12 protein-coding genes are annotated in these 13084 nt (G+C 60.3%); 7 read left to right on the top strand and 5 right to left on the bottom strand.

Annotation, left to right across the window (positions count from 1 at the left end; all coding sequences use genetic code 11):
- Positions 1–85: 85 nt before the first annotated feature.
- Complete coding sequence (gcl, locus tag QIW53_RS06735) at positions 86–1861, bottom strand: glyoxylate carboligase (RefSeq protein ID WP_371048863.1); 1776 nt, start codon at positions 1859–1861, stop codon at positions 86–88.
- Positions 1862–2128: 267 nt separating this feature from the next.
- Between gcl and QIW53_RS06730 the strand changes: the two genes are divergently transcribed.
- Positions 2129–2569: a GlcG/HbpS family heme-binding protein gene (locus tag QIW53_RS06730; protein WP_371048861.1), complete on the top strand. Its 441-nt coding sequence runs from the start codon at positions 2129–2131 to the stop codon at positions 2567–2569.
- A 214-nt stretch (positions 2570–2783) separates the two neighbouring features.
- Positions 2784–3242 (top strand): REP-associated tyrosine transposase, encoded by a 459-nt coding sequence (locus tag QIW53_RS06725; RefSeq protein WP_371048859.1) that lies wholly within the window; start codon positions 2784–2786, stop codon positions 3240–3242.
- Between the two features lie 104 nt (positions 3243–3346).
- Here QIW53_RS06725 and QIW53_RS06720 read toward each other — a convergent pair whose 3' ends face one another.
- Positions 3347–3952 (bottom strand): TetR/AcrR family transcriptional regulator, encoded by a 606-nt coding sequence (locus QIW53_RS06720; protein ID WP_371048858.1) that lies wholly within the window; start codon positions 3950–3952, stop codon positions 3347–3349.
- A 135-nt stretch (positions 3953–4087) separates the two neighbouring features.
- Between QIW53_RS06720 and QIW53_RS06715 the strand changes: the two genes are divergently transcribed.
- Positions 4088–5002: a DUF808 domain-containing protein gene (locus tag QIW53_RS06715; protein WP_371048857.1), complete on the top strand. Its 915-nt coding sequence runs from the start codon at positions 4088–4090 to the stop codon at positions 5000–5002.
- A 62-nt stretch (positions 5003–5064) separates the two neighbouring features.
- Here QIW53_RS06715 and QIW53_RS06710 read toward each other — a convergent pair whose 3' ends face one another.
- Both QIW53_RS06710 and QIW53_RS06705 read right to left on the bottom strand, forming a co-directional pair.
- Entirely contained in the window at positions 5065–5853 is a 789-nt protein-coding gene (locus QIW53_RS06710) for an MlaA family lipoprotein (RefSeq protein WP_371048856.1), read from the bottom strand.
- A complete protein-coding gene (locus tag QIW53_RS06705; protein ID WP_192302080.1) occupies positions 5846–7144 on the bottom strand; it encodes a serine/threonine protein kinase in 1299 nt (432 codons plus the stop codon). Before QIW53_RS06705 ends, QIW53_RS06710 begins: the two co-directional genes overlap by 8 nt.
- A 224-nt stretch (positions 7145–7368) precedes the next feature.
- On the opposite strand from QIW53_RS06705, the gene QIW53_RS06700 reads away from it, so the two are divergent.
- Positions 7369–7740, top strand: coding sequence for a hypothetical protein (locus QIW53_RS06700; protein ID WP_371048855.1), 372 nt, complete (start codon positions 7369–7371; stop codon positions 7738–7740).
- Between the two features lie 104 nt (positions 7741–7844).
- On the opposite strand, the gene QIW53_RS06695 is transcribed toward QIW53_RS06700, so the two are convergent.
- Complete coding sequence (locus QIW53_RS06695) at positions 7845–9440, bottom strand: glycoside hydrolase family 17 protein (protein WP_371048853.1); 1596 nt, start codon at positions 9438–9440, stop codon at positions 7845–7847.
- Positions 9441–9726: 286 nt separating this feature from the next.
- On the opposite strand from QIW53_RS06695, the gene QIW53_RS06690 reads away from it, so the two are divergent.
- The 3 genes from QIW53_RS06690 (at position 9727) to QIW53_RS06680 (ending at position 12787) form a co-directional block, all read left to right on the top strand.
- Complete coding sequence (locus QIW53_RS06690; RefSeq protein WP_371048852.1) at positions 9727–10578, top strand: glycine betaine ABC transporter substrate-binding protein; 852 nt, start codon at positions 9727–9729, stop codon at positions 10576–10578.
- Positions 10579–10820: 242 nt separating this feature from the next.
- The gene (locus QIW53_RS06685; protein ID WP_371048851.1) at positions 10821–11132 is read left to right on the top strand and encodes a DUF485 domain-containing protein; all 312 of its coding nucleotides are present in this window, start codon (positions 10821–10823) and stop codon (positions 11130–11132) included.
- Positions 11129–12787 (top strand): cation acetate symporter, encoded by a 1659-nt coding sequence (locus QIW53_RS06680; RefSeq protein ID WP_371048850.1) that lies wholly within the window; start codon positions 11129–11131, stop codon positions 12785–12787. The genes QIW53_RS06685 and QIW53_RS06680 overlap by 4 nt, the downstream gene beginning before the upstream one ends.
- Positions 12788–13084: the final 297 nt, after the last annotated feature.

Below are 13084 nucleotides of genomic sequence, written 5' to 3'. Positions count from 1 at the left end.
GAAGGCGGCGTCACATCCAGTATCAATGTGACCGATCCACCGTCATCGCGGGCAAGCCCGCTCCCACAGGGAGAGCATTCAGTCGTTAATCAAGCAGCGAAATCGCCGTCGGCGCGTCGTTGCCGACCAGTGCCAGGTCTTCGAACTCGTTGACCGCGTTGATCTCGGTGCCCATGGAAATGTTGGTCACGCGCTCCAGGATAATCTCGACGATCACCGGCACCTTGAACTCTTCGATCAGCGCCTCGGCCTTGCGCAGGGCAGGGGCGATGTCAGCCGGTTCGAACACGCGCAGCGCCTTGCAGCCCAGGCCTTCGGCCACCGCGATATGGTCGACACCGTAACCGTTGAGTTCCGGCGCGTTCAGGTTATCGAAGGACAGCTGCACGCAATAGTCCATATCGAACCCGCGCTGTGCCTGACGGATCAGCCCCAGGTACGAGTTGTTGACCACGACGTGGATGTACGGCAGCTTGAATTGTGCGCCGACGGCCAGCTCTTCGATCATGAACTGGAAGTCGTAGTCGCCGGACAGCGCAACGACCTTGCGGCTCGGGTCTGCCTTGACCACGCCCAGTGCCGCCGGAATGGTCCAGCCCAGCGGGCCCGCCTGGCCGCAGTTGATCCAGTGACGCGGCTTGTAGACGTGCAGGAATTGCGCGCCGGCAATCTGCGACAGGCCGATGGTGCTGACGTAGCAGGTGTCCTTGCCGAACACCTGGTTCATCTCCTCATAGACACGTTGCGGCTTGACCGGCACGTTGTCGAAGTGGGTCTTGCGGTGCAGGCTGGCCTTGCGCTGCTGGCAGTCCTGCAGCCAGGCGCTGCGATTCTTCAGCTTGCCGGCGGCTTGCCATTCGCGGGCCACTTCGATGAACACCGTCAGCGCCGCCGCAGCGTCGGAGACGATGCCCAGGTCAGGGGTGAACACCCGGCCGATCTGCGTGCCCTCGATGTCGACGTGAATGAACTTGCGGCCTTCGGTGTAGACATCCACCGAGCCGGTGTGACGGTTGGCCCAGCGGTTGCCGATGCCCAGCACCACGTCGGACTTGAGCATCGTCGCGTTGCCGTAACGGTGTGAGGTCTGCAAACCGACCATGCCGACCATCAAGGGGTGGTCGTCCGGGATCGTGCCCCAGCCCATCAGGGTCGGGATGACCGGGATGCCGGTCAATTCGGCGAACTCTACCAGCAGGTCGCTGGCGTCTGCGTTGATGATGCCGCCACCGGCCACCAGCAATGGGCGTTCGGCCTGATCGAGCAAGGCCAGGGCCTTCTCGACCTGAACGCGGGTGGCGCTCGGCTTGGCCAATGGCAGCGGCTGATAGGCGTCGATGTCGAATTCGATTTCCGCCATCTGCACGTCGAACGGCAGGTCGATCAGCACCGGGCCTGGACGGCCGGAGCGCATTTCGTAGAACGCCTTCTGGAACGCATAGGGCACCTGGCCCGGTTCCAGGACGGTGGTTGCCCACTTGGTCACCGGCTTGACGATGCTGGTGATGTCGACGGCCTGGAAGTCTTCCTTGTGCATCCGGGCGCGGGGAGCCTGGCCGGTGATGCAAAGGATGGGAATCGAGTCGGCCGAGGCACTGTAGAGCCCGGTGACCATGTCGGTGCCGGCCGGGCCGGAAGTGCCGATGCACACGCCGATATTGCCGGCCTTGGTGCGGGTGTAGCCCTCGGCCATGTGCGAGGCGCCTTCAACGTGGCGAGCGAGGACGTGATCGATGCCGCCGACCTTTTGCAAGGCGGAGTACAGCGGGTTGATCGCAGCGCCGGGAATGCCAAAGGCGGTTTCAACCCCTTCACGGCGCATCACCAGAACGGCGGCTTCGATTGCTCTCATTTTGCTCATGGTTTTGTGCCTCTTTACGTTTTATAATTGTATACAAGTGGCTTTGCGCTGAGTTTATTCATGGCGGGCCGCGCCGGTCAACCCATTTTCTCAAGCAGCTGGTTCATTCGTCGGAAGGCCGTTGTGCTGCGGCTTTTCGTCTCGATGAGCGTTAATCAGGAATTATTGTATACAAAACGATTGCCTCTTGTGTTCTATTTGTTGCGTGTGGCTGCGGCGAAATTCGCAGCTCAAACGCTTTCCCTAAAACAAAATGAGGACAGCACCATGAGCGCTTTAACCTTGAAAGTCGCAGTCAAACTGGCTGACGAAGCCATCAACGCAGGGCGGGCAATTGGCGCCGCGCCGCTGACCGTTGCGGTTCTGGACGCAGGTGGGCATCTGATCACCTTGCAACGCGAAGACGGTGCAAGCCTGCTGCGCCCGCATGTCGCCATCGGCAAGGCCTGGGGCGCCATCGCCCTGGGCAAGGGCTCGCGCCTGCTGGCATTGGACGCCCAGCAACGCCCGGCCTTCATCGCTGCCCTGAACAGCCTCGGTCAGGGCAGCGTCGTCCCGGCCCCGGGCGGTGTGCTCGTCCGGGATCAGGAAGGGAATGTGCTGGGAGCGGTGGGGATCAGCGGGGATCTGTCGGATGTGGATGAGCAGTGTGCGATCAATGCGATCGAGGGGGTGGGGTTGAGGGCGGATGCGGGGGTGGTGGCTTGATTCTTCGCTGATTGAGCGGCCGCTTTCGCGAGCAAGCCCGCTCCCACAGAGGTTCTGTGTCAGACACAAAATGTCTGAGCACCGCAAATCAACTATGGGAGCGGGTTTGCTCGCGAAAGCAATCTTGCAGACACATCCAGCTAAAAGCCCGTGCGCATCATGCACAGGCACTGACCTAGCCTTCTTATGACTTCAATAGGAGAGGGGCAAGGGAATGCCTGAACTATCAGCTTCACATCGCCTGCGCATCGGTCGCTATGCCGAGCAGAATAGAATTTATCTGCTGACTGCCAACACCCTGAGACGAGAGCCCGTTTTCAGGGACTATTGCCTTGGCAGATTGGTGGTTCATCAATTCAGACAGGCACAGGATGACGGCTTCGCCGACTCGCTGGCTTGGGTGGTCATGCCAGACCATTTCCATTGGTTGGTTCAGTTGAACAAAGGCTCGCTGGGCCAACTGATGTGTCAGGCCAAATCTTTAAGCGCCCGAGCGGTCAATTCAGTCACTGGCAGATCGGGGAGTCTTTGGCAGCAGGGCTTTCATGATCATGCACTCCGCAAGGAAGAAGATCTGGTGAAGCTTGCCAGGTATGTGGTGGCTAACCCATTGAGGGCGGGGTCGGTGGAAAAGCTTGGCGACTATCCATTGTGGGATGCGATCTGGGTTTGATCGGATACCGAGTTGCCCCATTCGCGAGCAAGCCCGCTCCCACAGGAGGCCGCGTTTCAAAATGTGGGAGCGGGCTTGCTCGCGAATGAAGGCAACTCGGTCCTTCAGTCTGGCTCACACCCCTTGAGCACCAAACGGATAATCGTCTGCGCCGCTGCTTCATAATCGTCTTCGTCCAGCTTTTCCTTGCCGGTGACCGCCGTGATCTGCCAGTCGAAGTCGGCATAGGTCTGGGTCGCAGCCCAGATGCTGAACATCAGGTGGTGGGGGTCGAGGGGGGCGATCTGGCCGCGGTCGATCCAGGTCTGGATGCAGGCGATGTTGTGCCTGGCCTGGCTGTTGAGTTGTTCCACCAGGTCGGCGCTCAGGTGCGGGGCCCCGTGCATGATTTCGCTGGCGAATACTTTGGAGGCGAAGGGCAGGTCGCGGGAGATGCGGATTTTCGAACGGATGTAGCCGCTCAACACGTCACTGGGTTTGCCTTCCGGATTGAAGGGGGTCGAGGCCTGCAGGATCGGCTCGATGATGCTTTCCAGAACCTCGCGGTAGAGGTTTTCCTTGGTCTTGAAGTAGTAGTAGACGTTGGGTTTGGGCAATCCCGCCTTGGCCGCGATGTCGCTGGTTTTGGTCGCAGCGAAGCCCTTGTCGGCAAATTCCTCGCTGGCGGCACGCAGTATCAGTTGTTTGTTGCGATCGCGGATCGTGCTCATAAACCAGGGGGTTCCTTGCCTGTTCTGGCGGTTGCGCATGGTAGCACCGGCCTTTGGCGCCGCTCAAGAATACGCCGTGCGGCGCTCGGCCACGCTATGCTGCAGGGCATTGATCAAATGAAGGAAGGGCGATACATGGCAGGAAGCAGCTTGCTGTTGCTGATCGACGACATTGCCGCCGTACTGGACGACGTCGCGTTGATGACCAAGATGGCCGCGAAAAAAACCGCCGGCGTGCTGGGCGATGATCTGGCGCTCAATGCCCAGCAGGTCAGCGGTGTGCGTGCCGAGCGGGAGATTCCCGTGGTCTGGGCGGTGGCCAAGGGCTCGTTCGTCAACAAGCTGATTCTGGTGCCGTCGGCATTGGCCATCAGTGCGTTCATTCCGTGGCTGGTCACGCCGCTGCTGATGGTCGGCGGCGCTTACCTGTGCTTCGAAGGCTTCGAAAAACTGGCGCACAAGTTCCTCCACAGCAAGGCCGAAGATCAGGCGGAGCATGCCGAGCGGGTCGAGGCCGTGGCCGATCCGGCGGTGGACCTGGTGGCCTTCGAAAAAGACAAGATCAAGGGCGCGATCCGCACCGACTTCATTCTGTCGGCAGAAATCATCGCCATCACCCTCGGCACCGTGGCAGGCGCTGCGCTGACCCAGCAGGTGCTCGTGCTGTCCGGTATCGCCATTGTCATGACTGTCGGCGTCTATGGCCTGGTGGCCGGTATCGTCAAGCTCGATGACCTGGGATTGTGGCTCACGCAAAAGTCCGGGCAGATGGCGAAGAGCATCGGCAACGGAATTCTGCGGGCAGCTCCGTACATGATGAAAAGCCTGTCGGTGATTGGCACGGCGGCGATGTTTCTGGTCGGTGGCGGGATTCTGACCCATGGCGTGCCGGTGGTGCATCACTGGGTCGAGGGTGTCAGCGCCGGGGTCGGTGGGGCGGGGTTTGTCGTGTCGATGTTGCTCAATGGCGTGGTGGGGATTGTGGCGGGGGCGGTGGTGCTGGGGGTGGTGATGGCGGTCAGTAAGAGCTGGAAAGCGCTGAAAGGCTGAGGCCGGGCAGGCTCAACGGTGGGAGCGAGCCTGCTCGCTCCCACCGAACATCGGGGTGATCGTTACTCGGCAATCTGCAACTTGCGCGATTCGGTGTACACGTAGCGCACCTTTTCATACTCGAACGGCGAGTTCAGTTGACCGTAACGGAAGCTGGTCTGATAGCGCTTGTCGACGGCGCGCAGCAGCCACACTTCCGGGTGGTTGGAGCTGACTTCGGCCACATTGAGGAAGTTGATCGCATTCTCGGCGCTGAAATCCACCACAAGACCGCCGGTATCCCGCAGGTTCGACGGGCCGAGAATCGGCAGGACGAAGTACGCGCCGGCGGGGACGCCGTAGAAGCCCAGGGTCTGACCGAAGTCCTCGCTCTGGCGCGGCAGACCCATGGCGGTGGCCGGGTCCCACAGGCCGGCGATGCCGATGGTGGTGTTGAGCAGCAGGCGCCCGGTGATTTCCATCGAGCGCTGGCCCTTGAACTGCAACAGGCTGTTGAGCAGGTTGGGGACGTCGCCGAGGTTGTTGAAGAAGTTGCTGACACCCGTGCGCAGGAAGCTCGGGGTAATGTAGCGATAGCCGTCGACCACCGGCAGGAAGACCCATTCGTCGAAGCGGTAGTTGAAGTGGTAGACGCGGCGGTTCCACTCTTCCAGCGGGTCATAGACGTTCAGTGCGCTCAGCGTCGAACGCTCGAATTCGCGTTGATCCAGCCCCGGGTTGAACTTGAGCTTGCTCAACGGTTCTTTGAAGCCATCGCTGTCGATGACCACGGGTGCGTTGGCTTTGCTGTTGTCGGCATTGGCGGTGGTTGCACAGAGCAGCGCGGCGATAAGCAGGAGGTATTTAGCCACGGAAGAACTCCAGCATGGCGTCGCTGTTGACGCGGTAGTTAAGGTTGCCGCAGTGGCCGCCCAGTGGGTAGACGGTCAGGCGATCGCCAAAGGTCCTGCGCAGGAAACCGAGGTCGCCAGGGCCGAGGATCACGTCGTCGGCGTTGTGCATGACGGCGATTTTCGGGCTCTTGCGCAGGTAATCCTCCAGCGCATACATGCTCACCTGGTCGATCAGTTGCAGCAGGCTGCCGCCATCGGTGCGGGCGCGCCACATCGGGATCACCTGTTCGGTGATATAGCAGTCGAAGTCACATTGCAGCGCGCGCTTGAGGTAAGGCGTGAGGCTGGTGCCTTCGGTGATCGGCGTCTTGGGCGGCGTGATCAGGCCGCGGCGGTTGATCAGGTCCGAGGTGAAGGCAATGTCGGCCGCCGAAAAGCGGAACGAGGTGCCGATCAACATGGCCATCTGTTCGTTGGTCAGGTGTTGCTTGGACTGCTGGAAGTCGTAGAGCAGCGCGTCGTTGAGGTCGATGTAGCCTTTCTGCTGGAAGTAGCGGGTCAGTTTGTTCAGCACCAGCTCATAGAAGGTGGTGGTGTTGTTGATGCCCTTGACCTCGGTCTGGACCAGCTTGTCGAGGTTGGTGATCGAGGTGTAGAGATTGACCGGCGGGTTGAGCAACAGCACTTTCTTGAAGTTGAAGCTGCGGCGGGTTTCGTCCAGGTGGGCGACGAACGCGGCATCCAGTGCGCCCAGGCTGTAGCCCGACAGGTAGTAATCGGTGACCGGCAGTTTCGGGTTTTGCGCCCGCACCGCCTGCATCACGCGGTACATGTCCTCGGCGTCGTCTTTGCTGATGCCAGGGGTGGCAAAGCGCGATGCGGCGCTGATGAAGTCGAAACTGGTCGGCGACGACAGTTGCACCACGTGGTAGCCGGCCTTGTAGTAAAGCTTTTTCAGGTACTCGTTCAGGGTGCTGTCGTAGCGTGCGCCGGTGCCGGCGATCAGAAAGATCAGCGGTGCGGGCTTGTCCTGGGTGGCGATGCGGTAGGTGAGTTTTTTCACCGGCCAGAAGTTGTCCGGCAACTGGAACTCGCGCTCCGGGCGTAGCGCGAGGGTATGGTCCGATTGATTGATGTCGTCATCCAGCGGCAGCTCCGGACGCAAGTCGGGCGGTGTCGTGGCGATCGTGGCTTCAAACGGGTTGGTCAAAGGGTAGCCATAACTGGCGGCGTCGATATCAGCCGCCAGTGCGGACGCACTCAATATAAGGCCGCTAAACAAGGCGGCGAAGCGCAAGGAACGGAGCATGACTGAATCCCTTAAGGAAAGGTGCCGAATGAAGTTCGCAGGCTATGACCACGGCAAATGCGCCAAAGTGCCATGCCTCGGCACCCAACAGGCCAGATTTCGGAGTAATAGTAGCTGGACGATACACTTTGCAGTGATTCGATGACCAGTTAACTGTTGTTAGCGTTTGCTTAACGCTGTTGGGCGATTAAGCTGGCGGCCGATTTCGATGATTGGAGCGCTTCATGTCCCGCCGCCTGCCCGTGATTCTTCTGCTCGTTTTGCTGCCGTTGTGGCTGGCCGCCAGTTATGGCGCGCGTTACGGCTTCATGGAGGATGCGCAATGGGTCGGTATCTGCGTCGATGAGGCGAGCCGCTGGGAATGCCAGGTCCGTTCGAGCCTGGGCTTGATGATTCACTTCAAGGTCTTGGGCTGGGGCGCCCTGGCCGCCGCACTGATCGGCTTCGTGCTGCCGGGGCGGGGAGGGTGGTGGCTGGCAGTGCTGGCACTGGTGCTCGGGTTGCCGGCACTGGCGTTGTACAACACGACGCTGGCGGTGTTTGCGGTGGTGATTGCGGGCTTGCGGTTGGTACGCGAATCTCGCGTTGCCTTATAGGCCTTCTTCGCGAGCAAGCCCGCTCCCACCGGGATATTGCATGCACTGGAGTCCAGAGTGGGAGCGGGCTTGCTCGCGAAGAGGCCAGCGGGGTCACCGAAATTTTAAGCCTTGCGAACCCGCAAACTGCGCCACAACGCCACGACCATCAACCCACTCACCAGCGCCCAGCCCCAGGCCTGCTGATTCTCCAATCCTTCACGGAAGAGTTGCGGCGCGATGCCGGCACCGATGATGAAGGTCAGCAGGGCAATTTCCCGGCGCGGCACGCTCACCGGGCGGACCAGGTAGATCAGCGCCGGGACGATGAACGCCACGCTGGGAAAGCTGCGGTAGCGCGGATCGAACACCAGTTCCAGCATCGAGACTGCGGCTGCAAATCCGATCAGCGCCAGTAATGCGCCTGAACGACGTTCGAGCACATTGAACGCGCGGCCGCGCCAGCCGGTGCGAAGGCTCAACGTCAGCGCTGCGTGGGCCAGCGCCACCAAGTTCAGCACGGTCAGCAACCCGACCCACAGCCATTCACTGGCAAACCTCGTCGTCACCCGAGCCAGATCGCCCCAGGCGCCGAGCGCGCAGGCCGCGAGAGCCCCCAGCAGTGGCAGCACCAAGGCTGCACGGGTGTCGCGCACGCGTCCGCCAAGGATCAGCGTACCGATGAAAATCAAACCGCCCACCATCAACCATTGCGACCAGTACGGCACGTTCGTCACCGGACCGGCCAGCACGCCCTTGTCCTCGCGATCGGCATCGAACAGGCCCCAATAGCCGCCGACGGCTCCTTCGCTGGCGCGCTTCCACGGCTGGTCGAAGGCTTCGATCAGGTTGTAGTGCCAGCCCTGCTGTTCGGCCATGGCGACAAAACCGCGAATGAACTTGGCTTCGTTGACCCGACTTGGCAGCGCCGTTTCGCGCTGGCGGCCTTCGCTGGGCCAGCCGGTTTCACCGATCATCACGTCCTTGGGCGCAAATTTGTTGCCGAACACCTGGCGCACTTCGGCTACGTGCTGCAAGGCGGCGTCGATGTTGGAGGGATCGTCTTCCCAGTACGGCAGTAAATGGATGGTCAGGAAATCGACGGCGGGAGCGATTTCCGGATGCTTGAGCCAGAACTCCCAGACGTCGGCATAGGTCACCGGCTGCTTGACCTGGCTTTTGACCTTGTTGATCAACCGCGCCAGTTGCGCGCCAGTGACTTCCTTGCGCAGCAGGGTTTCGTTGCCGACGATCACAGCGGTCACGACGTCCGGGTTGGCGTTGGCCGAGGCGATCAGCAGGTCGACTTCCTTGGCGGTGTCCACCGGGTTGCTGTTGATCCAGGCACCGATCATCAGTTTCAGGCCATGTTTGCGCGCCAGATCCGGCAGCGCCTCGAGGCCGGTCATGGAGTAGGTGCGGATACACTCGAAGCGGGTCGACAGCAGGGCCAGGTCGGCGTCCATGCGCTCGGGGCGCAACTTGAAAGGCTGGTCAAACGGCGACTGGTCCTTGTCGAAAGGGGTGTAGGAAGCGCATTGCAACTTGTGCGTCGCGCTGGCCACGTCCGGCAGGACCACTGGCTGGCCAAGCCCATACCAGAATCCTCCCAGGCCGAACAGGCCCAGCAGGCAGGCGAATACATAGGCAGCAAAAGGAAAGCGTGAGGTCGCGGACATGGTCAGGCCGTGTGGGAGCAAAGCGGCGCATGTTACCTGCATTTGTCTCAGGCTTGGTGGTCTGCATGATTTTGACATGCAAAGTTCGGGCGGATTGCCCGGTGCATTTATATGGCGCGGAGTTAATGGCGTTCTGATGTCGTTTCTCGGTGCCTTGAGGTCGCTGGCAGCACAGGTTCAGGTTGGCGTCAGGTTGATTATCAAGGCGTCAGTACTCCGCTGATGATCGAGCGAGTTTGCGGTGAGGCGTGATGGGGGCGCTGTGCACCATAACAATACGTTGACGCGGCTCGGCACCCGTCGAGCGCAGCATTTCGGGGAAGTAACGATGAAGATGCGACGACTTTTAGGCGCAGGTGCCGTTCTGGCATTTGCGATGAGCTCGACATTCGCCAGCGCAGAAACCAAGACCCTGAGCATCGGTTACGTTGACGGCTGGTCCGACAGCGTCGCGACCACTCACGTGGCGGCCGAGGTGATCAAGCAGAAGCTCGGCTACGACGTGAAACTTCAAGCCGTGGCGACCGGGATCATGTGGCAGGGCGTCGCCACCGGCAAACTGGACGCCATGCTGTCGGCCTGGCTGCCGGTGACCCATGGTGATTACTGGGCCAAGAACAAGGACCAGGTCGTCGACTACGGTCCGAACTTCAAGGACGCGAAAATCGGCCTGATCGTGCCGGAATACGTCAAGGCCAAGTCGCTGGAAGACCTGAAGACCGATGACAGCTTCAAGAAACGCATCGTCGGCATCGACGCCGGTTCAGGCGTGATGCTCAAGACCGAGCAGGCCATCAAGGATTACGACCTGACCGGTTATCAACTCAAGGCCAGCTCCGGCGCCGGCATGATTGCCGAACTGACCCGTGCCGAGAAGAAAAACGAATCCATTGCCGTCACCGGTTGGGTGCCGCACTGGATGTTCGCCAAATGGAAACTGCGCTTCCTGGAAGACCCGAAAGGCGTGTACGGCGCGGCTGAAACCGTGAACAGCATCGGCAGCAAGGAGCTGGAAGCCAAGGCACCTGAAGTGGTCAAGTTCCTGAAGAACTTCCAGTGGGCTTCCAAGGATGAGATCGGTGAAGTCATGCTGGCCATCCAGGAAGGCGCCAAGCCTGACGCCGCCGCGAAGGACTGGGTCGCCAAGCACCCGGATCGCGTGGCTGACTGGACCAAGTAATACGCAGTAGGCGCATGACCCTGTGGGAGCGGGCTTGCTCGCGAAGGCATTCTTTCAGTCGACCTCTTAGTCAACTGATCTGACGCCTTCGCGAGCAAGCCCGCTCCCACATTTATTTCAGCGTGCTCAAGAATGGCGATTCTGTCATGGCGTTCTAAGACTAAGGTCGTCTGGAACCCGGCTCGCAGCCGAATAAAGTGGATACCGTTCCAACAATAATCTGTGCTGCGAGGATAAAAACAATGAACGACAGCATTTACCTCTCGATTCAAAACAGCCCGCGCTTCAAGGAGCTGGTTAGCAAGCGAGAAAGGTTCGCCTGGATTCTATCGGCGATCATGCTTGGGCTTTACTCCGGATTCATTCTTCTGATCGCCTACGGGCCGCATGTGCTGGGCGCGAAAATCAGTCCCGAGTCATCCGTCACCTGGGGTATACCGATCGGTGTCGGGCTGATTCTCTCGGCCTTTGTCCTGACCGGCATTTACGTGCGACGCGCCAATGGCGAATTCGACGATCTGAACAATGCGATTCTCAAGGAGGCTCAGCAATGATCCGGCGTCTGATGGCTCTTTTGAGCGTTGCAGCCTTCGCACCGGGGGCCTGGGCGGCTGACGCCCTGACCGGTGCCGTGCAGAAACAACCGCTGAACGTCGCCGCGATCCTGATGTTTGTGGCCTTCGTCGGCGCCACCTTGTACATCACGTACTGGGCGTCCAAGAAAAACAACTCCGCCGCCGACTACTATGCGGCGGGTGGCAAGATCACCGGTTTCCAGAACGGTCTGGCAATCGCCGGTGACTACATGTCTGCGGCGTCCTTCCTGGGTATTTCCGCGCTGGTGTTCACCTCCGGCTACGACGGCCTGATCTATTCGATCGGCTTCCTGGTGGGCTGGCCGATCATTCTGTTCCTGATCGCCGAGCGCCTGCGCAACCTGGGCAAATACACCTTTGCCGACGTGGCGTCCTATCGCCTGGGCCAGACCCAGATCCGCTCGCTGTCCGCCTGCGGTTCGTTGGTGGTGGTGGCTTTCTACCTGATCGCGCAAATGGTCGGTGCCGGCAAGCTGATCCAGCTGCTGTTCGGTCTCGATTACCATGTCGCGGTGATCCTGGTCGGCATCCTGATGTGCGCCTACGTGCTGTTCGGCGGCATGCTGGCCACCACCTGGGTACAGATCATCAAGGCGGTGCTGTTGCTGTCCGGCGCGTCCTTCATGGCGCTGATGGTCATGAAGCACGTGAACTTCGACTTCAGCACGCTGTTCTCCGAGGCGATCAAGGTTCACCCTAAAGGTGAGGCGATCATGAGCCCGGGCGGTCTGGTGAAAGATCCGATCTCCGCGTTCTCCCTGGGCCTGGCCCTGATGTTCGGTACTGCGGGCCTGCCGCACATCCTGATGCGCTTCTTCACCGTGAGCGATGCCAAGGAAGCACGCAAGAGCGTGCTGTACGCAACCGGCTTCATTGGTTACTTCTATATCCTGACCTTCATCATCGGTTTCGGCGCGATCCTGCTGGTCAGCACCAACCCGGCGTTCAAGGATGCGGCTGGCGCACTGTTGGGCGGCAACAACATGGCGGCGGTGCACCTGGCTAACGCCGTGGGCGGCAGTATCTTCCTGGGCTTCATCTCGGCGGTAGCGTTCGCGACCATTCTGGCAGTGGTTGCCGGTCTGACCCTGGCCGGTGCGTCGGCGGTGTCTCACGACCTGTATGCCAGCGTGATCAAGAAAGGCAAGGCCAACGAGAAGGATGAAATCCGCGTCTCGAAAATCACCACCATCACCCTGGCGGTGCTGGCGATCGGTCTGGGCATCCTGTTCGAAAGCCAGAACATCGCGTTCATGGTGGGCCTGGCGTTCTCCATCGCGGCAAGTTGCAACTTCCCGGTCCTGCTGCTTTCCATGTACTGGAAGAAGCTGACCACCCGCGGTGCGATGATTGGCGGTTGGCTGGGACTGGTCAGTGCCGTTGGCCTGATGATCCTCGGCCCGACCATCTGGGTGCAGATCCTGCATCACGAGAAGGCTATCTTCCCGTATGAGTACCCGGCGCTGTTCTCGATGATCATTGCCTTCGTGGGGATCTGGTTCTTCTCGATCACCGACAAATCGACTGCAGCCGACAACGAGCGGGCGCTGTTCTTCCCGCAATTCGTCCGCTCGCAGACCGGTCTGGGCGCAAGTGGGGCGGTGTCGCACTAAGGCTTGACGCTGTTGTTCAGATAGCAACGTTTGAAGAAATGCCCCGGTCGAGAGACCGGGGCTTTTTTGTGTGCGTTATCAAACAAGCCTGACCGCGACCCTTTTAGGAGCGAGCATGCTCGCGAAAAACGTCCAGGCAACGCAGGCATCCAGGCAGCCAGCGTCATCGTTAACGACCATCGCTGGCAAGCCCGCTCCTACAGGTACAGGTACAGGTACAGGTACAGGTGCAGGTCCAGGGCAGGGACAAAGGCGGGGCAAAAGGGGCAAACAAAAACGGCCTCTATCGAGATAGAG

This window comes from Pseudomonas fluorescens, from assembly GCF_041354075.1.
Lineage (GTDB): Bacteria > Pseudomonadota > Gammaproteobacteria > Pseudomonadales > Pseudomonadaceae > Aquipseudomonas > Aquipseudomonas fluorescens_CE.
The sequence above is the reverse complement of the archived record's forward strand: the minus strand, read 5'-3'. Positions and strand labels throughout refer to the sequence as shown.

Coding starts and splice junctions, on each gene's coding strand:
- gcl (WP_371048863.1), bottom strand. CDS start 1,861: ATGAGCAAAATGAGAGCAATCGAAGCCGCCGTTCTGGTGATGCGCCGT.
- QIW53_RS06730 (WP_371048861.1), top strand. CDS start 2,129: ATGAGCGCTTTAACCTTGAAAGTCGCAGTCAAACTGGCTGACGAAGCC.
- QIW53_RS06725 (WP_371048859.1), top strand. CDS start 2,784: ATGCCTGAACTATCAGCTTCACATCGCCTGCGCATCGGTCGCTATGCC.
- QIW53_RS06720 (WP_371048858.1), bottom strand. CDS start 3,952: ATGAGCACGATCCGCGATCGCAACAAACAACTGATACTGCGTGCCGCC.
- QIW53_RS06715 (WP_371048857.1), top strand. CDS start 4,088: ATGGCAGGAAGCAGCTTGCTGTTGCTGATCGACGACATTGCCGCCGTA.
- QIW53_RS06705 (WP_192302080.1), bottom strand. CDS start 7,144: ATGCTCCGTTCCTTGCGCTTCGCCGCCTTGTTTAGCGGCCTTATATTG.
- QIW53_RS06700 (WP_371048855.1), top strand. CDS start 7,369: ATGTCCCGCCGCCTGCCCGTGATTCTTCTGCTCGTTTTGCTGCCGTTG.
- QIW53_RS06695 (WP_371048853.1), bottom strand. CDS start 9,440: ATGCAGGTAACATGCGCCGCTTTGCTCCCACACGGCCTGACCATGTCC.
- QIW53_RS06690 (WP_371048852.1), top strand. CDS start 9,727: ATGAAGATGCGACGACTTTTAGGCGCAGGTGCCGTTCTGGCATTTGCG.
- QIW53_RS06685 (WP_371048851.1), top strand. CDS start 10,821: ATGAACGACAGCATTTACCTCTCGATTCAAAACAGCCCGCGCTTCAAG.
- QIW53_RS06680 (WP_371048850.1), top strand. CDS start 11,129: ATGATCCGGCGTCTGATGGCTCTTTTGAGCGTTGCAGCCTTCGCACCG.